The following is a 20,020-nucleotide window of genomic DNA, read 5'->3' as shown; positions in this document are numbered from 1 at the left end:
TGAATTATATATCACTTAATCTTTTATTAGCATCGATGGTATATTATATAAAAAATAATGCAAAACTTAATAATATTATTATATAATTGAATTAATAGTTATTAAGGAGTGGTTTAATATGAATAAAGTATCAAGTATCAAGTTTATTAGATGTATCGGGAATGATAGTGAATATAGCATTAATACTAGTATTATCAGTTAGTATATTGAAATATCTAAAAGAAGATACGGAACTATAAATTAATAGATTAGGAGCATGGAAGTGAAAATAACCGTAAATATAAGAAAAACGACTACTAAAGAAAAATTAGAATCCATAATAGGGTTAGCGTTAATAATAGGTTTTATTTATTTCGTGCGTTATAGATAAGTAATTTAAAAAATAAGTCAAACATTAGAAAAGCGGGGCAATGAAATCTTTAAAATGATACAGATTTCTGTTCCGCTTCTAATATTATTAAATTAATTCTAACAGTTGATCGACATTTGCTTCAGTAGTGGCCCAACTTGTAGCGAATCTCACTACACGATGGTTGTCATCATACTTTTCCTAAACGGCGAATTTAACTTTTTGTTGTAACTCTTTTATTTTTTCTTCACTAAGTACAAAGAATTGTTGATTTGTAGGTGAATCAAAATATACTTGATAACCTTTATCTAAAAATCCTTTTTTCATTTTATTAGCCATATTAATAGCATGGCGACTAATGTCTAAATATAAATTATTTGTAAATAATTCTAAAAATTGCACGCCGATGAGACGTCCTTTAGCTAGTAAAGCACCATGTTGTTTAATGCGTGTAGTAAAATGTTTAGGTTCATTGTTTTTAGTAAAAACGATTGCTTCTCCGCATAATGCCCCAATTTTTGTCCCACCGATATAGAAGATATCACAATACTTTGCAATGTCTTCAAAAGTTAAATCACTTTGATCACTCATTAAACCATAACCTAATCTTGCCCCGTCCATAAATAGGGGTATCTTGTGTTCTTTACATACAAGAGCTAAATCTTTTAATTCATCTTTGCTATACAAAGTTCCATATTCTGTAGGATGAGAAATATAAACCATGCCAGGAAAGACCATATGTTCACGTTTAAAATCATTGTAGAATGTATCTAAATACTCATTTACTTCTTTAGGCGTAATTTTTCCTTCATGAGAAGGGATAGCCAACACTTTATGCCCGCTGAACTCGATAGCGCCACCTTCATGAACAGCTACATGTCCAGTATCAGCAGAAATCACACCTTCATAAGGTTCTAAAACTGAATTAATGACTACTTGATTCGTTTGTGTTCCCCCAACTAAGAATCTTACCGTAGCATCTTCACATTTAATGGTTTCTCTAATTTTGTCCGCTGCTTGTTTTGAAAAAGGGTCAAGCAGCCTGGATTAAGTTTGTTTCAAGTAATCGTTGTAACACTTTTTCATGTGCGCCTTCAAGATAATCATTTTCAAATGAAATCATAAGCATCCCTCCACAAATCGATTAAAAATAAATTGTTTAATTATTCTGAAAAATAAATAGAATATCTTAAGTATACAGTAATTCAGTATTAAAGTGAATTAAATATTTAATGCATATAATTGTAAACGCTTTAAAATATGATTAAAGTTGTTAATATTCGTGAATTTAGTTGCAAACTGTATGTAACAATACTATGATTTAATCAAATAAATAAAATAGGAGTGTTATGTTAATGGGTAAAGTAAAATTTAAAAAGATTCAAGAACAAACGGTTGAAGCGCTTGAAAATAAAATAAATGATTATTTAGAAAGCGATGAAGGCAGCCACTTCGAAATATTAAATATTTCAATCGATAAAGTAGAAGAACGTAAGTTTCCAAATAATGAAGAAGTACTAAGTGCATTATTGATTCTAACTCATAAAGATTAAATATATTTAATAAATTAACAGGAGTATTAAAAATGAAATTTTTGTTCACCACGAATATAGGAATAATACTAACAATTATACTTGTACTTGCATTTATTATTAATGTCGGGTTAGCTTTTACAATTATATTTTTAGAAAGAAATAGAAGAAGCGCCACATCAACATGGGCATGGCTATTTGTACTATTTGTTTTACCAATTATAGGTTTTATTCTCTATTTATTTTTTGGAAGAACAGTTTCCAAACGTAAAATGGAGAAAAATAACGGTAAAGAACTTGATGCCTTCAAGGGACTAGTAAATAAACAAATCCAACAGTTAGATACACATACATATCAAAGTGATAATGATGAAGTAACTAAGCATCGCGATCTTATTAGAATGTTATTAAATCAACAAGATGCTTTTTTAACTGAAGATAATAAAGTGAATTTATTTACTGATGGCCATAAACTATACGATAAGGTAGTCGAAGATATTTATAATGCTAAAAATTATATACATTTAGAGTATTATACGTTTGAGCTTGATGGTTTAGGACACCGTATTATTGATGCGTTAGAAACCAAGCTTAAAGAAGGCCTTGAGGTCAAAATTTTATATGATGACGTAGGGTCTAAAAAGGTTGGAATGTCTAAGTTTAAACACTTTAAAGCATTAGGTGGAGAAGTTGAAGCTTTCTTTGCTTCGAAGTTTCCATTAATTAACTTTAGAATGAATAATCGTAACCACAGAAAGATTATTGTTATTGACGGCCAAGTAGGTTACATAGGTGGCTTTAATATAGGCGATGATTACCTTGGTCTAGGTAAATTAGGCTATTGGCGAGATACACATATACGCGTTGAAGGTAGCGTGATTGATGCCCTACAAATGCGCTTTATACTTGATTGGAACTCTCAAGCTCATCGTCCGCAATTTGAATATGATGATAAGTATTTTCCTGAAAAGAAAGCACATCAAGGAGATGCGGCAATTCAAATTGTTTCGAGTGGTCCAGCAGTAGAATTTCATCAAATTGAATATGGTTATACTAAGATGATTATGAGCGCGAAGAAGTCTATTTATATGCAAAGTCCTTACTTTATTCCAGACCGTTCTTATATTAACGCATTGAAAATGGCAGCAAGCACTGGTGTGGAAGTACACCTTATGATTCCTTGTAAACCCGATCATCCATTTGTCTATTGGGCGACGTTTTCTAATGCGGCAGAGTTATTAAAAAGTGGCGTTAAAATATATACTTATCAAAAAGGATTTATTCATTCCAAAGTATTAATGATTGACGATGAAATCAGTAGTGTAGGTTCTGCCAATATGGACTACCGCAGTTTTGCATTAAACTTTGAAGTAAATGCGTTTATATATGATAAAGAGGTTGCTAAAGAAATCAAGGATGCCTACGCCAATGATATCGAGAATTCTAAATTATTAACAAAAGAAAAATATAACAATAGACCTTTAAATATTAAAATTAAAGAAGACATTGCTAAATTAGTTTCACCAATATTATAGTTTAAGCTAAATCGCTAGAGCTCTCGCAGCTTTAGCGATTTTTTTATGACATTTGTCATATTATCTAAATGACATTTACTACTAATTTTTATAGTAACTAAACGTTAAATTAAAGACATAGACAAATTAGTTAAGGGAGTGGCAATTAGATGATTAAGATTAAGCAAATATCTAAGCGTTATCAAACTAACAACGTATTAGATAACGTATCTATGGAGTTGGATGAAGGATTATGTACAGCTTTAATTGGAAAAAACGGAGCCGGAAAATCAACTTTAATAGATATAATAATTGATCATATAAAGCCGGACAAAGGAATAATTGTAGATCCACATTCTATCATTCAGCCTAAGAATTTAGGGATTTTATTTCAGAAAACTAATTTTCCAAAATCAGTGAAAGTTAAAGAACTATATTCACTATTTAAAGGTGTTTATAGCGACGGAATGAGTTTTGAACAATTTCAAAATATGACTCGGTTTTCAGACAAAATGATGAACCAATACGCAAATGATTTATCTGGTGGTCAAAAAAGATTACTTGATTTTATCTTGTGTCTCATTGGTAATCCTCAATTATTGATTTTAGATGAACCGACTACCGCGATGGATATTGAAACTAGAGAACGCTTTTGGAATATTATTTTGAAATTAAAAAATGAAGGCACAACAATTCTTTACACATCACACTATATAGAAGAAGTGGAAAGGATGGCAGACAAAATCACATTATTAGAAAATGGGGTCGTGAAATTTAGTGGATTACATAATGAAATCATACATAATCAGAATTATTTCATTATCGAGTTTCCTATAAGTTCAAAAGAACAAATACTAGAACTACAATCTAAGTTTAAGGTTGAAGTTAACGACAACACAATTAAGTTAAAAACGAACAAAGTACAAGATGTTATTAATGAATTGCTAAATTTAAAAATTAATTTTAATGAAATGATTATTTCAAAACAATCATTATTAGAAATGATGTTTGAACAAGAAGGGGGAGATAATGATGAATAGCACAGGGATACTATTAAAAATAGAACTTAACTCAATATTTAGAAGAAAATTAACGACATTTATGGCTATTCTCTTACCTTTAGCATTTTATCTACTATTTACTTCAATTCTTGATCTACCTGAAGAAGCTAAAAAACAATTCAATAAAGACTACATGTATAGTATGACAACCTTTAGTTTAATCAACTTCTGTTTAATGCAATTTCCTTTTGGTATGATTGAAGAAAAAACAAATGGGTGGTATAAGCGATTAACTACAATACCTATTGCTCCTTCCACTTATTTTTTAGCAAAAGTATTGAAAACAATGTTGCTGTTTCTCTGCTCAATAGTATTAATTTTTTCAGTTGCATATTTTTATAAAGATGTAACTCTCGAAGCGTCACAGTGGATTCTATCTGGCTTAGTTTTATGGGTAGGGGCAAGTTTGTTTCTTACGCTTGGTTTAGTTATTGCGCAATTTAATGACATCCAAAAGGCTAGTAGTATAGCCAACCTACTTAACTTAGGTATGGCTATATTGGGAGGATTGTGGTTCCCGACTAATACGTTCCCCGATTGGTTACAAACTATTTCGAAATGGATGCCTACGTATCAATTAAAACAAGTTGCTATTGAATTAAGTAAAGGTCATTCAATACCAGTAAACTTTAGCTTATTATTAATTGTCTATAGTATCGTTTTTTTAATCATTGCATTGCTTATCAATAAGAAAAAGGAAGTGAAGTAATTGGAAAATAGGAGTTGGAGCGTCAGACTAGGAGAAATTTCGACATTAATCTATTTAATTTTCCCTATTATTGGGATGTTTGGAGAAAAAAGAGGGTCAGAGTTTTTGTATATTACAGTTTTAATTATCTTTACCATTAGCTATTTACTCATGGTGTTAGCGTACAATAAATTAACAACTAATATACTATATGCTCTATTGGTATTGCATTATTTAGGCGTAATATATTTTGTTTATAGCGTCAATCCAATGATTAGTTTATTCTTTTTCTTCAGTGCTTTCGCTCTACCTTTTACTTTTGATGTAACTCTAAAATCTAAAGAATTTATCACTTTTATTATTACCATGACTATATGTTTTTTAGTTAGTTATTATCTATATGAAAGTACAATCGCTTTCTCAATACTAATTTTTTATTTTGTAATTTTAACTGTTACATTAGGTAATTTTAAAACTAAGAATGATAGAAAAATTAAAAAAGAATTAGAAGAAAAAAATAAATATATTAACGTACTCATTGCGGAACAAGAACGTAATCGAATTGGTCAAGATTTACATGACACATTAGGTCATGTTTTCGCGAGTATTAGTTTAAAATCTGAACTCGCTATTAAACTGATAGATTCAAATCCTGACGTAGCTAAACAAGAAATTATTAATATAAATGAGATTTCTAAAGAAACTCTTAATAAAGTAAGAAATATCATTGAAAATTTGAAAGTTCAAAATTTTGAAGAAGAAGTTAAATCTATTGAAAATATACTAAAAGACGCCAATATAGCTTTTACTTTTAAAAATAAAAAAGGGGCAAATTCCTTAAATCCAGCTAAACAGTCTCTACTGGCAATGATTTTAAGAGAAGCGGTAAATAATGTGATTAAGCATGCACATGCTAGTAATGTAAAAGGCGAAATTGAATATTACCCGGCAGGGATTAGATTACTCATTAGTGATAATGGGGTAGGCGTAAAAGAACCCAATTCAACTATATTAAAGAGTATTAATGATAGAGTTGAATTATTAAATGGTAAACTTGAAGTAACTTCCGATAAAGGCATGACACTTAACATTACTATTCCGAGAGAAGGTGTGAAATGATTTCAATTGTGATTGCAGAAGATCAATATATGTTAAGAAAAGCAATGATTCAACTTATTGAATTTAATGAGGAAATGAAAGTCATAGCTAATTTTGAAAATGGGGTTGATACATTAGAATATATAAAAGTAAATCATCCCGATGTGGCAATATTAGACATAGAAATTCCCGGAATAACTGGATTAGAGGTTTTGTCAGAGATAAGAAAAGCGAACATAAACACCAAAGTCATCATAGTAACGACATTTAAACGCCCTGGCTATTTTGAAAAAGCCGTGGCTAATGACGTTGATGCTTATGTCTTAAAAGAACGCTCAGTTGACGATTTAATTGCCACAATTAATAAGGTCATGAAAAATGAGAAAGAATATAGTTCTTCATTAATGACTTCAATATTTAAAGAGTCAAATCCTCTTACGCATAAAGAACAAGTTATTTTACGTGAGATTGGCGAAGGTTTGGGCAGTAAAGAAATTGCAGATAAATTATATTTATCTAACGGGACAGTCCGCAATTATACTTCCAATATTATTGATAAATTATATGCAGATAATAGATTTGAAGCTTGGAAGAAAGCAATTAAAAAAGGTTGGATTTAATTATTTTCAGTTTTAGCTTCTTCTAAGTTATCAACATGTGTTGCTAATAAGCCGCAGTACTTGAGCGACTTTGTCAGGGGGCGTATCATTCGCAAGTGTGTGTTCAAAAATATTTCCATTTTGCGTTTGTACTCGATAAATAAGTCCATGCGTATCGATAATAATATCTAAAATTTCCATGTTTTCCACCTCTTTGTTTTTTATTTTTAATGAGGCTTCCATTCATTAGAGTTGAATATAGGTTATAAATATATAGAATTTATTATTCAAACTATTCATTTGAAAATTAATTTTATACTTGTTGCTAATACATACCACTATTTGTTAGAAATAACCGTAAACAATAAAAAAAGCTAAGCCTTTTTTAGTAAGGGCCTAGCTTTTGGTTTAGACAGTAGTTGACTGAAGTGAAGAAGCGTTAAAACTGTACTTTCTTTCTCTTTAGTCAACTTTTCCAAGGCAGAACTACGAAATCTTAGAAATTACATTAGATTTCTATCTCGCTCTATTTTATTTATTTTTTCTTTTACGCATAATATTTTGAACTATATAAACAATGAAACCAACTAATACTCCTAATAAAATTGCTACGACTACTGATACAATAATTGGTAATTTAAAAACTATTTGTAAAATAATGCCTACGATAATAGCTATCACTGCGGCAATAATTGTAATCATGTTTTCATTACGCTCGTCCATTTATTTCACTCCTAACGTCATTATTATAGCACGATATCCTTTTAGTCTTCATTCTTTACATGAAGGTTGGGTATCTTAATTTTCAACAGGGAAAAGAAGTGATTGACGATTAAAATGATATTATATATTATATTTAAGTATTGAATAATAAGAGTAGGTGAAAGCCGTGAATTCAAAGAAAGCTATCAGTGTTATCGTTGTAGCAATATTAATAGTAGGTGTTTTGGGCTTTCAATTTATTAATCAAACTGGACCATTTAAAAATAGTGGTAGTCAATCATCATCTAGTGGCGAGTTAAAAGACAAGCAGAAAGTACATGTAGAACGTGTAGTAGATGGTGATACCTTTGTAGCTACTAGTAATGATGGTAAAGAAATGAAAGTGAGATTGATAGGGGTAGATACTCCTGAAACCGTTAAACCGAATACGCCAGTTCAGCCTTATGGCAAAGAAGCTTCAAATTATAGTAAAAAACATTTATCAGGTAAAGATGTTTATTTAGAATTTGATAAAGAAAAAGAAGATCGATATGGACGTACGCTTGCATATGTATGGCTAGATAAAGAAACCATGTTTAATGAAGAATTAGTTAAAAAAGGTCTAGCACGTGAAAAGTACTTCTCACCAAATGGTAAATATAGAAATGTCTTTGAAAAAGATGAAGCACAAGCTAAAAAAGAGAAACTCAATTTATGGAGTTAAATAAAAGCGACTGGCCAAATATCCTATTCGGATAGAAGTCAGTCGCTTATTCAATAGTTTATATAATTAGTCAACTTAGATTAATTGTTAAAACTATTAATAATTTTAGTTACTTGTTCTTCTGAAAGTGAATGTTTAGATAGTTCGATGGCATCTTTAATAATATTTTCAAGAGATGTTTTAGTAGATACAGTATCTACGTATTTTTCTCTTTCTTCTGCACCTTCAATAATATTGACACTGCCATCACTAAAGTAAACAATGCCTATACTTTGTATTTTGTGATTAAAATGATTTTCAACGCCATCTTTCAATGATTTAGAATTTATGGCAGCTTGTTCATACGGATCGTGGTCATAAAAATCATAAACAACGCGATTGTTTTGAATCTTTTCAATAAATGTATAAATTTCGCTACGAGGTGAATCAAATTGGCTATGATATTGCTTACTAATATAATGGCCAACGATTTGATTAACATCATCTGTTCCAATAGGCATATCATCAGTAATAGGTGCATTGAAATGATAAAATGTCTTTTGTTTCCAATTTTTAACATCTATATTAATAAGTCCTATATCTGAAACTACTATATAGTCAAATGTTCTAGCATGTTCAAAAAATGGATGCTTTGTAGCTAAATTACTTGTAGTAATAATATCGTAGTATTTTAATTTACCTTGTTCCTTGTAATTATCAAGGATGTTAGTTAAAACATGTTTTGCGTTTTGCTTAGCATGAGAACTGACATCATTGTTAGAACTTAACATTTGATTCTTTAATTCTAGATTTTCACTACTCAAGATTGAGTTTTTAGTAACCATTTGATTTCTTGCGTAGACTTCAGTATCTACTCTATCTTGCATATAACGTTGATTGATAAACAATATCAAGATAAGAATCACAATGATAACTAATAAGATTATTGTCAATGTCATTATTAATCACCTGCGTCCAAATTTAGTTTTCATATTATAATATTTTATTATTGCAAAAAATATTTAAGTAATATAAAACACTATGTAAATTATATACATTATAATTACTCAGTTCAACAATAGATGATTTAAGTACGATTTATAATTTTAAATTCATATGTATTAGTGAAATATATATTTACCAACTTTTCACAATTCGTAAATTGAAAATCAATAATATTAAAGGTATAATTAGCCTTAATGAAAGCGTTTCCTTAGGAGGGTAGTAAAATGGAGAATAATCATCAACATCATGTAGAAGAATTAGTTAATACATTAAAAAAACAATGCCGCACAGCATTTAAATTTCATGGGGAAGTCGCTATGCATTTATTTTTAAATGATAACTTTATACTACCTTCTAAAGTTGATATTTGTGTTGAGCGTATAAATTTAGTAGAAGTTTTAAAATCAATACCCACAACCTATACGTTCAATTATTATGATAAGAAAAATAAGCTAATGGATAAAGATAATTTAAAAGTCCCCGAAGTATCTTACATTGAAATAACTAAAGATAACTCATTAGTAATGAATGTCATCATCTATGATGTGATTAATGAGGAATGGCTATTTAGATTAGATAGTAATATTCGAATACCAAAAAATAGCATCTACTTCCATTCGTTAACATGGGGCGTCGATTACATTAAACCAGAAATTGTACTTATGTATGATTTGCTTGGGAATATGGATTCTCAACAATTAACTAGCTATAAGAGAGTATTAGATGCATTAAGTTATTACCAATTTGTCATATTAAAAGGTGTCGTAGGCGAAAGTAAAATTAATGAAGTCATTGCTCAAAATAGATAAGTTACATAAAGAAACATCTAATATTTAAAGGAGACGAGATAAAGAACTCACTTTAAATATTAGATGTTTTTTGTTATTTGCTTTTGCATAAATTCTTTAAACAAACACCGTGATAGCAATATTCATAGGTAGACAATACTGCTTTATCGGCATCCTCGACTGAAATTCCGAACATCATTGATATTTCTGAAGCACCTTGGTTGAGCATTTTTAAGTTAATATTAGATTCTGCTAGGGCGTGCGTAATTTTATTAGCAGTACCAACAACTTTATTCATGCCTTCGCCAACAATCATTAAGATAGCTAAGTTATGCTCGACACTTAATTCATCTACGTCACATTTTTTTCTAATAGCGTTTAAGACATCTTTTTCTTTATTTTTTATTTGATTTGTACGCATAATAATACTAATACTATCAATTCCTGAAGGCATGTGATCAAATGAAATATTGTAATCCTCTAAAATACCCAACACTTTGCGCGTGAAACCAACTTGTCTGTTCATTAAGTACTTTTTAATATTAATAACTGTAAAGTCTTTATCACAGCTTATTCCAATAATGACATTTTTATCATTGATATCACGTTCATGACGAATAAATGTTCCTTTATCTTGAGGACGATTAGTATTTTTAATTACCACTGGAATTCTATGTTTATATAGCGGCTGTAATGCTTCATCATGAAAGACGCCAAATCCTGCATAAGAAAGTTCTCGCATTTCTCTATACGTAATTTCTTCAATAAGTTCCGGATTTTTAATTACGTTAGGATTCGCTCTGAAAATACCTGACACATCTGTAAAGTTCTCATATAGCGATGCCTTTACACCTCTTGCGATGATAGCCCCTGTAATATCAGATCCTCCTCTTGGAAATGTAACAACAAAGTCGTGTTTTGAAACTCCAAAGAAACCAGGGATAATAATCTTGCCTTCAATATCTCTTAATTTATAAATTTCATCATAAGCTTCTTCTAAGATTTGAGCTTGTTGAGGTAAATCAGTAACTAAAATACCTGCATCTTTTGGAGATAAATACGTCGTTTTAAAACCTTTAGAATTATTGTAACTTGCGATCAATTGAGCATTAAATTTTTCGCCACATGATAATAATGCATCATATAAACGTGGTGGTTGTTCTTTTAACGTTGCAATAATATTTTCTAATGTTTCATCAATTGTTGTTAGTAACGACTTCTCCATATCGAGTTCTTCTAAAATATCCGCATAACGTTGAATAATTTCTTTTTTCTTATCTTGGTAATTTAAATTGTTAAGAACCTTTTCATAAAGACGAAATAAAAGATCAGTAGTTTTAATGTCATCTTTATGTCTCTTACCAGGAGCAGACACAATAATAATTTTACGTTCAGGATCCTCATTTACAATATCAAGGACTTTTTTAATTTGTGAGGCGTTTGAAACTGAACTACCGCCAAATTTTGCTACTTTCATATAGGAAACCAACCTTTCTAAAAAATCAGAAAATTCTATTTAATTTTCTGATAGCACATGATAATATATATCTAAGTATTTACATTTTACGTTAAAAAAGTCCTATCAATTTAATATGTGTTAATAGTATACTAAATTTAAGTATATTTCAATAAAACAATTGTATTTCTGAGTAATACATAAGGGGGAGATAATTATTATGAAAGAATTGAATGTTGCCTTGCTAGGTCTAGGGACTGTGGGATCAGGCGTTGTAAAAATCATCGAAGAGAATAGACAACAAATTAAGGACACGTTAAATAAAGATATAGTTATTAAACATATATTAGTACGTGATAAATCAAAAAAGCGTCCTATCAATATTAGCCAGTATCACTTAACTGAAGACGTAAACGAAATTCTAAACGATGACTCTATTGATATCGTTATAGAAGTCATGGGTGGTATTGAACCAACAGTCAATTGGTTAAGAGATGCATTAAAAGGCGGCAAGCATGTTATTACTGCTAATAAAGACTTGCTAGCAGTCCATTTAAAATTATTAGAAGACTTAGCTGAACAACAGGGATTAGCACTTAAATTTGAAGCGAGCGTCGCAGGTGGTATTCCGATTGTAAATGCGATTAACAACGGATTAAATGCTAACAATATCTCTAAATTTATGGGCATCTTGAATGGTACATCCAACTTTATTCTCTCTAAAATGACACGCGAACAAACAACATTTGAAGAAGCGCTAGATGAAGCGCAACGATTAGGCTTTGCTGAAGCGGATCCAACTGATGATGTTGAAGGCATTGATGCGGCACGTAAAGTTGTTATTACATCATATTTATCATTTAATCAGGTAATCAAATTAAATGATGTAAACGTTAGAGGTATAAGTGATGTGACGCTATCTGATATTAATGTTGCAAAAAAATTGGGATATAAAATCAAATTAATCGGTAAAGGTACATATAATGGCAAAGTCAATGCGTCAGTAGAACCGACTTTAATACATCAAGCGCATCAACTTGCAGCTGTAGAAGATGAATATAATGCAATATATGTCGTTGGAGATGCAGTGGGGGACACAATGTTTTACGGTAAAGGTGCAGGAAGCTTAGCTACAGGAAGTGCAGTAGTGAGTGACTTATTAAATGTAGCATTATTCTTTGAATCTAATACACATACATTGCCACCACATTTTGAATTAAAAACAAATGAAACTCGTGAATTAATGGATACTGATAATACTATAGCTATAAAAGAGAAATTGAATTTTTATGTTGTAATTAACAATGAAGAACCTATTGAACGATTTTCAGAAGCGTTAAAAGAGGGGTTACCGTTCCATAGATCACTCCAAATTGAACAACGCGATGAACACTCATATGGAGCAGTAATTATTGGTTTGGATTATTCACCTCAAGAAGTATTAAGTAGAGCTAACTTTAATATTGAAAAAATTTATCCAGTTGAAGGGGTTTAATAACTATGAAAAGATGGCAAGGTTTAGTAGAAGAATTTAAAGAATTTTTACCAGTGAATCAAGATACACCAAAGCTAACTTTAAATGAAGGACATACACCATTAATTCATTGTGAAAATGTGTCAAAGTTATTGGATATTGATTTATACGTAAAGTATGAAGGAGCAAATCCTACAGGTTCATTTAAAGATAGAGGTATGGTCATGGCGGTAACAAAGGCCAAAGAGCAAGGGAAAAAAGTAGTTATTTGTGCTTCAACTGGTAATACATCAGCATCAGCGGCCGCATATGCAGCTAGAGCTGGATTAAAAGCAATAGTAGTTATTCCAGAAGGTAAAATAGCGTTAGGTAAACTCTCTCAAGCAGTTATGTATGGCGCTGAAATTGTATCAATCGAAGGTAACTTTGATGAAGCATTAGAAATCGTGAAAGAAATTGCTGAAAATGACGATGAAATTGAATTAGTTAACTCTGTTAATCCATATCGTATAGAAGGACAAAAAACAGGTTCATTTGAAATAGTTGAACAATTAGAACAAGCACCTGATATTCTAGCTATACCAGTTGGTAATGCCGGAAATATTACGGCGTATTGGAAAGGTTTTAAAGAATATCATGAGAAAAAAGGCAGTACGCTACCTCAATTGTATGGTTTTCAAGCTGAAGGTGCCTCTCCTATTGTTCAAAATAAAGTTATTAAAAACCCAGAAACTATTGCGACTGCTATCCGTATTGGTAATCCAGCAAGTTGGAGTAAAACTACAAAAGCATTAGAAGAATCTAATGGTTTAATCGATAGTGTTACCGATGAAGAGATTCTAGAAGCATATCAATTAATGACTTCTAAAGAGGGCGTATTTAGCGAGCCGGCAAGTAATGCTTCTATCGCAGGATTAATTAAATTACATCGTAATGGTAAATTACCAGCAGGCAAAAAAGTTGTGGCTATCCTTACTGGTAACGGCTTGAAAGATCCTGATACTGCTATATCTATTTTAGATAATCCAATTCAACCGCTTCCAAATGATAAATCAAGTATTATCGAGTATATTAAAGGGGTTTTATAAAATGAGCGAGTATCTGTATCTCAAAATTCCAGCTTCTACTGCCAATTTGGGCGTAGGATTTGATTCAATAGGAATGGCTATTGATAAATATCTAAATTTATATGTTCAAGAAATTGATGATGAAGAATGGAAATTTGAATATTTAAATCCCGAATTAGAATCTCTTCCTAAAAATGAAGACAATTATATTTATAAAGTAGCTCAACAAGTTGCTTCTAAGTATAATGTTCATCTACCTAATTTAAAGGTCGAAATGAGAAGTGAGATTCCTTTAGCTAGAGGATTAGGTTCTTCTGCTTCAGCATTAGTAGGTGCACTTTATATCGCAAATTATTTCGGTAATATTCAACTTTCAAAACACGAACTATTACAATTAGCTACTGAAATTGAAGGACACCCTGACAACGTAGCTCCGACAATTTATGGGGGGCTGTTAGCTGGATATTATAATCCAGAAACTAAAGAAACAAATGTGGCACATATTGATGTGCCTAATGTCGATATTATATTAATTATACCTACATATGAATTAAAAACTGAAGATTCTAGAAGAGCATTACCTGATACATTTTCTCATAAAAAAGCAGTTCAAAATAGCGCTATAAGTAATACGATGATTTGTGCGCTTATTCAACATAATTATGAACTTGCTGGGAAAATGATGGCACAAGATGGTTTCCATGAACCATTTCGCCAACATTTAATACCGGAATTTGAACAAGTGAAAGCACTTGCTAAAGAATACGATGCATACGCAGCCGTTATAAGTGGTGCTGGTCCTACAATATTGACGCTAAGCCGTAAAGAAAAAAGTGGGGAACTTGTTAGAGCATTTAGAACTCAAATTTCTTCATGTATATCTGAATTAGCTACAATTAATGAAACAGGTGTATTAGAAGAAGTGGTGTATCCTTCTTAAATTTGTTGTAGAATGAATGAGAATGAATTTTGAAAGGAGTACATCAAAGATATGAGTAATTACAAAGTTATCGTAATGGATATGGATGATACTTTAATAAACAGTAACAATGAAGTGAGTCCTGAAACTAAAGAATATTTAATAGATATACAAAATCAAGGTTATAGATTAGTACTTGCTTCTGGAAGACCTACTGAAGGTATGTTGCCTATTGCTAGAGAATTAGAATTAGATAAACATGATAGTTATATTATAAGTTACAACGGTGGTAAAACAATCAAAGTAGCGACTGAAGAAGTTGAAGTAAGTAAAAGTGTATCAAAAGAAAATTTTGATAAGATTGCTGATTATTGTAGAGAAAAGAACTTTTTAGTACTAACTTATCAAGACGGGCATATTATCCATGATGGTGACCATGAATATAGAGATATAGAATCTGAACTCACTGGATTACCTATGAAACGCGTAGATAATATAAAAAAATATATTAACGAAGATGTACCAAAAGTGATGGGCGTTGATTATGTTGAAAATATTACTCACGCGCGCGATGCAATGAATGGCTCTTTCAATTCACAAATTGATGTAACAACAAGTAAACCATTCTTTTTAGAATTTATGGCTAAAGGTGTATCTAAAGGAAATGCGATTAAAGCATTATGTAAACAATTAGATATTTCTTTATCAGATGTCATTTGTTTTGGAGATAGTTTGAATGATCAATCAATGTTTGAAGTCGTCGGTTATTCTGTAGCAATGGGGAACGCTAACGATGAATTAAAAGCAATAGCTGATAAAACAACGTTAGATAATGATTCTAACGGTATACCAGCCGCATTAAAAGAACTTTTATAATATGAAAAATGAGCCTCTTTCCACACGTGAAGGAGGCTCATTTTAGTATGTTTATGTTATTTAGCTGTGTGTGTCCACTCATGTTTACCTTTGTAACGTTTAACATACGCATAGACTTGGTCTGCTGCATAATCAAGATTTGTATAAACAGTTATCGTATATGCCGACTGATGTTCTCCAAAAGGCTCATTACTAAATACGTCTTTTAAATGATTGAATAGATTTTCCATTTGGTTATGTTCAAGGCTTGGATATTCTCGTAAAGTACGTTTAAGTAATTGGCCGTTTTTCTCTTCAAGAGATTGGACCACTATCACAAAACGTTCTTCGCTTTTAATGACGTCATCAAATAAGTTTGTTTGACCAACCATAGTATTTCTCACCTCTGAGTTCATATCTTTACTTTAATTATACTAAAGATAATCGTTTTGGAAAATAAGTAGTCATGAATTAAATGGCAATATAAAAACGAATGGCATAGGATCACTTCTTAAACCTAAAAGCCATTCGTTGTAGTTATATATTTCTATTAAATTAGTCGTGATATTGATGTGGCGTAATATCCATTTTATCAAGTTTCACGTATTTAGTTTTTCTTATAAGTTTATGAGCAAAGAAAATAAGTGCCAAAATAATGATAGGTAAGATATTAACGAAAAATTTCCCAATATCGCCACTTGTTAAATCCTCAAATGAATTACCGAAATATAAAAAAATTAAGGTAGCAAATACGATGATAGGCCCTAGAGGATATAAAGGTGATTTGTACGGTAATAATTTATCCATATCTTGACCTTGTCGTTTAATTGCTTTGCGTAATCTTACTTGAGCCCAAGAACTAGCTGCCCATACGATAATTACTAAAGAACCAATAATATTTAGTAAGCCAAAAACAGCGTTAGAATAAAAGTTGGCAACTATAATAATGGCTACAATTAAAATATATGTTGTGACTAAAGCGCGTAATGGTAATTTGCTTTTGTTATTTAATTTGCTAAGGAACTTAGGCGCTTGTTTTTCATCACTTAGTGAAAAGAGCATTCTACTAGTTGTATAGATGCCTGAGTTAGTTGCAGATAATAATGAAGTTAAAATAACTGCATTAATTACTGAAGCGGCAAATGCAATACCGATTCTATCAAATACAATTGTAAATGGACTTTGAGACACCGATTGATTTTCATTTAATAATAAAGAATCAGTATAAGGTATGATTGCAGCAATCACGGCAATAGATAAAACATAGAATAATAAAATTCTCCAAAATACTTGTTTAACTGCTTTAGGCATTGTTTGCTCAGGATTGTCTGATTCCCCGGCTGTCACTGCGACTACTTCGGTACCACCTACTGAGAATCCAGCTACTAGTAGTACGCCTAAGAAACCTGATAATCCGCCTACAAATGGTGCTTCGCCTTTAGTATAATTTTCAAAACCATATGTATGGCCACCTAGAATACCAAATATCATTAAGAAACCAATGATAATAAAGACGATAATTGTAATAACTTTAACTAGAGATAACCAAAATTCCATTTCTCCGAATGCTTTAACTGTGAACACATTTAATAAAAACATTAAAGTAATGAATATTAAGCTCCACACAATAGGGCTAAAGAATTTAAAGATATCCCAATAATATAGAACGTTTGAAGCTACCATAACGTCTACACTTGATACTAAAGACCATAAAATATAGTATAACCAACCCATCGTAAACCCAAGTGAAGGGTCTACAAAACGAGTAGCATAAGAACTAAAAGAACCAGATACAGGATAGAATGTAGCCAGTTCTCCAATTGATGACATTAAAAAATAAAGCATGATTCCAATTAATAGATAAGCTAAAATGGCGCCCCCAGGACCGGCTTGAGCTACAACACTACCTGTAGCTACAAATAGACCAGTACCGATTGCGCCACCAATTGCAATCATGGATATGTGTCTTGAGCTAAGACCACGTTTCATATTGTTATCTTCCATACGATGTCTCCTAAACTAAAATTTAAAATATACACATCATTTTAATGCTTTTAGCTTTAGTATTCAATAGCTTTCGAATAAGTTGTTCTAAAAAATTTAAATTTTCTGACATTTTAGAAAATATGAAAATTTTTTGATAATTGAACAAATATTAAACAAATGACTTTAATTATAAATATTTCTAGATTATAATTATTACAAGTTAGGGAGGGGATTTATAAATGTCTAAAGAAGATAAAAAGTTGACAGGTTTATTTGGCCATCCAGTGTCAGATAGAGAAAACAGTATGACAGCAGGTCCACGCGGGCCATTAATGATGCAAGATATTTATTATTTAGAGCAAATGTCTCACTTTGATCGTGAGGTTATTCCTGAAAGACGTATGCATGCTAAAGGTTCAGGAGCATTTGGTACTTTTACGGTTACAAATGATATTACTCAATATACAAATGCAAAAATGTTCTCAGAAGTAGGTAAACAAACTGAGATGTTCGCACGTTTTTCAACAGTAGCCGGTGAACGTGGGGCTGCTGATTTAGAAAGAGATATTCGCGGTTTTGCTTTGAAGTTCTATACCGAAGATGGAAACTGGGATTTAGTAGGTAACAACACACCAGTTTTCTTCTTTAGAGATCCAAAATTATTTATAAGTTTAAACCGTGCCGTAAAACGTGATCCACGAACAAATATGAGAAGTCCTCAAAACAACTGGGATTTCTGGACTGGCGTGCCAGAATCATTACATCAAGTTACTATCTTAATGTCAGATCGTGGTATGCCAAAAGGCTTCCGAAACATGCATGGTTTCGGTTCACATACGTATTCTATGTATAATGATAAAGGTGAACGCGTTTGGGTTAAATATCATTTTAGAACTCAACAAGGTATTGAGAACTATACTGATGAAGAAGCAGCAGAAATAGTCGGCGGAGATAGAGACTCATCTCAACGTGATTTATTTAATGCTATCGAACAAGGCGATTATCCTAAATGGAAAATGTATATTCAAGTTATGACGGAAGAACAAGCGAAGAATCATCCTGATAATCCATTCGATTTAACAAAAGTTTGGTATAAAGGTGATTATCCACTTATTGAAGTTGGGGAATTCGAGTTAAATCGTAATCCTGAGAACTACTTTATGGAAGTGGAACAGGCTGCATTTGCACCAACTAACATCGTTCCAGGTTTAGATTTCTCACCTGATAAAATGTTACAAGGGCGTTTATTCTCTTACGGTGATGCACAACGTTATAGATTAGGTGTAAATCACTGGCAAATTCCAGTAAACCAACCTAAAGGCGTCGGTATTGAAAACTTATGTCCATTTAGTCGTGACGGTCAAATGAGATTCCTTGATGGCAACCAAGGTGGCGGACCTCACTATTATCCAAATAATCAGGGCGTATACGGTTCTCAACCAGAATATAAGAAACCACCATTCCCAGTTGATGGTGATGGCTACGAATATAATGAGAGACAATATGACGATAATTACTTCGAACAACCAGGTAAATTATTCCGACTACAATCAGACGCTGCTAAAGAACGTATTTTCACTAATACTGCTAATGCGATGGATGGTGTAACAGAAGATGTTAAACATAGACATATTCGCCATTGTTACAAAGCAGATCCAGAATACGGTAAAGGCGTAGCTAAAGCATTAGGAATTGATATTAACCAAGTTGATTTAGAAGGTACTAATGACGAATTATATGAGAACTTTAATTAAGTTTGAAACTTTTTAATTGCACAAGACGGTTGGCTATGGTAAAATTTTAAATCGTAAGTATTCCTAGTTAAATAAGAAAGGATGTTAACTATGCGCGTTAATGTAACTTTAGCTTGCACAGAATGTGGCGATCGTAATTATATTACTACTAAAAATAAACGTAATAATCCTGAGCGTATTGAAATGAAAAAATATTGCCCAAGATTAAATAAACACACGCTACACCGTGAAACTAAATAATCTCTTATCTTTTAAATACGACATTAAAGATAAAGTTTATAATGAAAAGCCGGGACATTTAATTGTTCCGGCTTTTTTTATGCATGAATAAAGGAAGATGTTAAAAATAGTAATCAGGTTAACACTCGATTTTCATGAAAATTAAACCATTACTGGTTCTGTTGCAAAGTTGAATTTATAGTATAATTTTAACAAAAAGGAGTCTTCTGTATGAACTATTTCAGATATAA

The 20,020-nt window shown here is 31.4% G+C and carries 20 protein-coding genes and 1 pseudogene; 14 read left to right on the top strand and 7 right to left on the bottom strand.

Annotated features, from left to right (window positions below; genetic code table 11):
• Positions 1-457: 457 nt before the first annotated feature.
• Positions 458-1,472 (bottom strand): annotated as a pseudogene (locus FH144_RS11880) (threonine aldolase family protein).
• A gap of 232 nt (positions 1,473-1,704) precedes the next feature.
• Here FH144_RS11880 and FH144_RS11875 point away from each other — a divergent pair.
• From FH144_RS11875 to FH144_RS11850, 6 genes are all read left to right on the top strand, one after another.
• On the top strand, positions 1,705-1,902 hold the full coding sequence (locus FH144_RS11875) for a hypothetical protein (RefSeq protein ID WP_198611348.1): 198 nt from the start codon (positions 1,705-1,707) through the stop codon (positions 1,900-1,902).
• A gap of 32 nt (positions 1,903-1,934) precedes the next feature.
• Complete coding sequence (gene cls / locus FH144_RS11870; RefSeq protein ID WP_242316048.1) at positions 1,935-3,416, top strand: cardiolipin synthase; 1,482 nt, start codon at positions 1,935-1,937, stop codon at positions 3,414-3,416.
• Positions 3,417-3,565: 149 nt separating this feature from the next.
• On the top strand, positions 3,566-4,435 hold the full coding sequence (locus FH144_RS11865; RefSeq protein WP_242316047.1) for an ABC transporter ATP-binding protein: 870 nt from the start codon (positions 3,566-3,568) through the stop codon (positions 4,433-4,435).
• Positions 4,428-5,165: an ABC transporter permease gene (locus FH144_RS11860; protein WP_242316050.1), complete on the top strand. Its 738-nt coding sequence runs from the start codon at positions 4,428-4,430 to the stop codon at positions 5,163-5,165. The genes FH144_RS11865 and FH144_RS11860 overlap by 8 nt, the downstream gene beginning before the upstream one ends.
• Positions 5,166-6,263, top strand: a complete 1,098-nt coding sequence (locus FH144_RS11855) for a sensor histidine kinase (RefSeq protein WP_242316045.1) — start codon at positions 5,166-5,168, stop codon at positions 6,261-6,263.
• Entirely contained in the window at positions 6,260-6,862 is a 603-nt protein-coding gene (locus FH144_RS11850) for a response regulator transcription factor (RefSeq protein ID WP_107508568.1), read from the top strand. Before FH144_RS11855 ends, FH144_RS11850 begins: the two co-directional genes overlap by 4 nt.
• Positions 6,863-6,892: 30 nt before the next feature.
• Here FH144_RS11850 and FH144_RS11845 read toward each other — a convergent pair whose 3' ends face one another.
• Together FH144_RS11845 and FH144_RS11840 are read right to left on the bottom strand one after the other, a co-directional pair.
• Positions 6,893-7,042: a hypothetical protein gene (locus FH144_RS11845; protein ID WP_242316043.1), complete on the bottom strand. Its 150-nt coding sequence runs from the start codon at positions 7,040-7,042 to the stop codon at positions 6,893-6,895.
• Positions 7,043-7,372: 330 nt separating this feature from the next.
• Entirely contained in the window at positions 7,373-7,564 is a 192-nt protein-coding gene (locus FH144_RS11840; RefSeq protein WP_107508570.1) for a hypothetical protein, read from the bottom strand.
• 166 nt (positions 7,565-7,730) lie between these two features.
• Here FH144_RS11840 and nucI point away from each other — a divergent pair, with 166 nt between their 5' ends.
• The gene (nucI, locus tag FH144_RS11835; RefSeq protein ID WP_242316041.1) at positions 7,731-8,267 is read left to right on the top strand and encodes a thermonuclease NucI; all 537 of its coding nucleotides are present in this window, start codon (positions 7,731-7,733) and stop codon (positions 8,265-8,267) included.
• An 80-nt stretch (positions 8,268-8,347) separates the two neighbouring features.
• On the opposite strand, the gene FH144_RS11830 is transcribed toward nucI, so the two are convergent.
• On the bottom strand, positions 8,348-9,205 hold the full coding sequence (locus tag FH144_RS11830) for a hypothetical protein (protein ID WP_107508572.1): 858 nt from the start codon (positions 9,203-9,205) through the stop codon (positions 8,348-8,350).
• Between the two features lie 270 nt (positions 9,206-9,475).
• Here FH144_RS11830 and FH144_RS11825 point away from each other — a divergent pair, with 270 nt between their 5' ends.
• Positions 9,476-10,060, top strand: coding sequence for a hypothetical protein (locus FH144_RS11825; RefSeq protein WP_242316039.1), 585 nt, complete (start codon positions 9,476-9,478; stop codon positions 10,058-10,060).
• A 73-nt stretch (positions 10,061-10,133) separates the two neighbouring features.
• Here FH144_RS11825 and FH144_RS11820 read toward each other — a convergent pair whose 3' ends face one another.
• Positions 10,134-11,516 (bottom strand): aspartate kinase, encoded by a 1,383-nt coding sequence (locus tag FH144_RS11820; protein ID WP_242316037.1) that lies wholly within the window; start codon positions 11,514-11,516, stop codon positions 10,134-10,136.
• A 199-nt stretch (positions 11,517-11,715) separates the two neighbouring features.
• Between FH144_RS11820 and FH144_RS11815 the strand changes: the two genes are divergently transcribed.
• The 4 genes from FH144_RS11815 to FH144_RS11800 are packed head-to-tail and all read left to right on the top strand — an operon-like array spanning position 11,716 to position 15,831.
• Positions 11,716-12,990: a homoserine dehydrogenase gene (locus FH144_RS11815; RefSeq protein ID WP_242316035.1), complete on the top strand. Its 1,275-nt coding sequence runs from the start codon at positions 11,716-11,718 to the stop codon at positions 12,988-12,990.
• A 5-nt stretch (positions 12,991-12,995) separates the two neighbouring features.
• Positions 12,996-14,057 (top strand): threonine synthase, encoded by a 1,062-nt coding sequence (gene thrC, locus FH144_RS11810; protein WP_242316033.1) that lies wholly within the window; start codon positions 12,996-12,998, stop codon positions 14,055-14,057.
• A 1-nt stretch (position 14,058) separates the two neighbouring features.
• Positions 14,059-14,976: a homoserine kinase gene (gene thrB / locus FH144_RS11805; protein ID WP_242316032.1), complete on the top strand. Its 918-nt coding sequence runs from the start codon at positions 14,059-14,061 to the stop codon at positions 14,974-14,976.
• 51 nt (positions 14,977-15,027) lie between these two features.
• A complete protein-coding gene (locus FH144_RS11800; protein WP_242316030.1) occupies positions 15,028-15,831 on the top strand; it encodes a Cof-type HAD-IIB family hydrolase in 804 nt (267 codons plus the stop codon).
• Between the two features lie 56 nt (positions 15,832-15,887).
• On the opposite strand, the gene FH144_RS11795 is transcribed toward FH144_RS11800, so the two are convergent.
• Together FH144_RS11795 and FH144_RS11790 are read right to left on the bottom strand one after the other, a co-directional pair.
• Positions 15,888-16,202 (bottom strand): hypothetical protein, encoded by a 315-nt coding sequence (locus tag FH144_RS11795; RefSeq protein ID WP_103167362.1) that lies wholly within the window; start codon positions 16,200-16,202, stop codon positions 15,888-15,890.
• 163 nt (positions 16,203-16,365) lie between these two features.
• Positions 16,366-17,814, bottom strand: a complete 1,449-nt coding sequence (locus FH144_RS11790; protein ID WP_242316028.1) for an amino acid permease — start codon at positions 17,812-17,814, stop codon at positions 16,366-16,368.
• 221 nt (positions 17,815-18,035) lie between these two features.
• On the opposite strand from FH144_RS11790, the gene FH144_RS11785 reads away from it, so the two are divergent.
• Both FH144_RS11785 and rpmG read left to right on the top strand, forming a co-directional pair.
• Positions 18,036-19,550: a catalase gene (locus FH144_RS11785; RefSeq protein ID WP_242316026.1), complete on the top strand. Its 1,515-nt coding sequence runs from the start codon at positions 18,036-18,038 to the stop codon at positions 19,548-19,550.
• Positions 19,551-19,640: 90 nt separating this feature from the next.
• Positions 19,641-19,790, top strand: a complete 150-nt coding sequence (rpmG, locus tag FH144_RS11780; protein ID WP_103167506.1) for a 50S ribosomal protein L33 — start codon at positions 19,641-19,643, stop codon at positions 19,788-19,790.
• The last annotated feature ends 230 nt before the right edge of the window (positions 19,791-20,020 follow it).

The organism is Staphylococcus sp. acrmy (assembly GCF_022690565.1).
Lineage (GTDB): Bacteria > Bacillota > Bacilli > Staphylococcales > Staphylococcaceae > Staphylococcus > Staphylococcus caledonicus.
The sequence above is the reverse complement of the archived record's forward strand: the minus strand, read 5'-3'. Positions and strand labels throughout refer to the sequence as shown.

Excerpts from the sequence above, each read along its gene's own strand:
- FH144_RS11875 (WP_198611348.1), top strand. The coding sequence starts at position 1,705 with ATGGGTAAAGTAAAATTTAAAAAGATTCAAGAACAAACGGTTGAAGCG.
- cls (WP_242316048.1), top strand. The coding sequence starts at position 1,935 with ATGAAATTTTTGTTCACCACGAATATAGGAATAATACTAACAATTATA.
- FH144_RS11865 (WP_242316047.1), top strand. The coding sequence starts at position 3,566 with ATGATTAAGATTAAGCAAATATCTAAGCGTTATCAAACTAACAACGTA.
- FH144_RS11860 (WP_242316050.1), top strand. The coding sequence starts at position 4,428 with ATGAATAGCACAGGGATACTATTAAAAATAGAACTTAACTCAATATTT.
- FH144_RS11850 (WP_107508568.1), top strand. The coding sequence starts at position 6,260 with ATGATTTCAATTGTGATTGCAGAAGATCAATATATGTTAAGAAAAGCA.
- FH144_RS11845 (WP_242316043.1), bottom strand. The coding sequence starts at position 7,042 with ATGGAAATTTTAGATATTATTATCGATACGCATGGACTTATTTATCGA.
- FH144_RS11840 (WP_107508570.1), bottom strand. The coding sequence starts at position 7,564 with ATGGACGAGCGTAATGAAAACATGATTACAATTATTGCCGCAGTGATA.
- FH144_RS11830 (WP_107508572.1), bottom strand. The coding sequence starts at position 9,205 with ATGACATTGACAATAATCTTATTAGTTATCATTGTGATTCTTATCTTG.
- FH144_RS11825 (WP_242316039.1), top strand. The coding sequence starts at position 9,476 with ATGGAGAATAATCATCAACATCATGTAGAAGAATTAGTTAATACATTA.
- FH144_RS11820 (WP_242316037.1), bottom strand. The coding sequence starts at position 11,516 with ATGAAAGTAGCAAAATTTGGCGGTAGTTCAGTTTCAAACGCCTCACAA.
- FH144_RS11815 (WP_242316035.1), top strand. The coding sequence starts at position 11,716 with ATGAAAGAATTGAATGTTGCCTTGCTAGGTCTAGGGACTGTGGGATCA.
- thrC (WP_242316033.1), top strand. The coding sequence starts at position 12,996 with ATGAAAAGATGGCAAGGTTTAGTAGAAGAATTTAAAGAATTTTTACCA.
- thrB (WP_242316032.1), top strand. The coding sequence starts at position 14,059 with ATGAGCGAGTATCTGTATCTCAAAATTCCAGCTTCTACTGCCAATTTG.
- FH144_RS11800 (WP_242316030.1), top strand. The coding sequence starts at position 15,028 with ATGAGTAATTACAAAGTTATCGTAATGGATATGGATGATACTTTAATA.
- FH144_RS11795 (WP_103167362.1), bottom strand. The coding sequence starts at position 16,202 with ATGGTTGGTCAAACAAACTTATTTGATGACGTCATTAAAAGCGAAGAA.
- FH144_RS11790 (WP_242316028.1), bottom strand. The coding sequence starts at position 17,814 with ATGGAAGATAACAATATGAAACGTGGTCTTAGCTCAAGACACATATCC.
- FH144_RS11785 (WP_242316026.1), top strand. The coding sequence starts at position 18,036 with ATGTCTAAAGAAGATAAAAAGTTGACAGGTTTATTTGGCCATCCAGTG.
- rpmG (WP_103167506.1), top strand. The coding sequence starts at position 19,641 with ATGCGCGTTAATGTAACTTTAGCTTGCACAGAATGTGGCGATCGTAAT.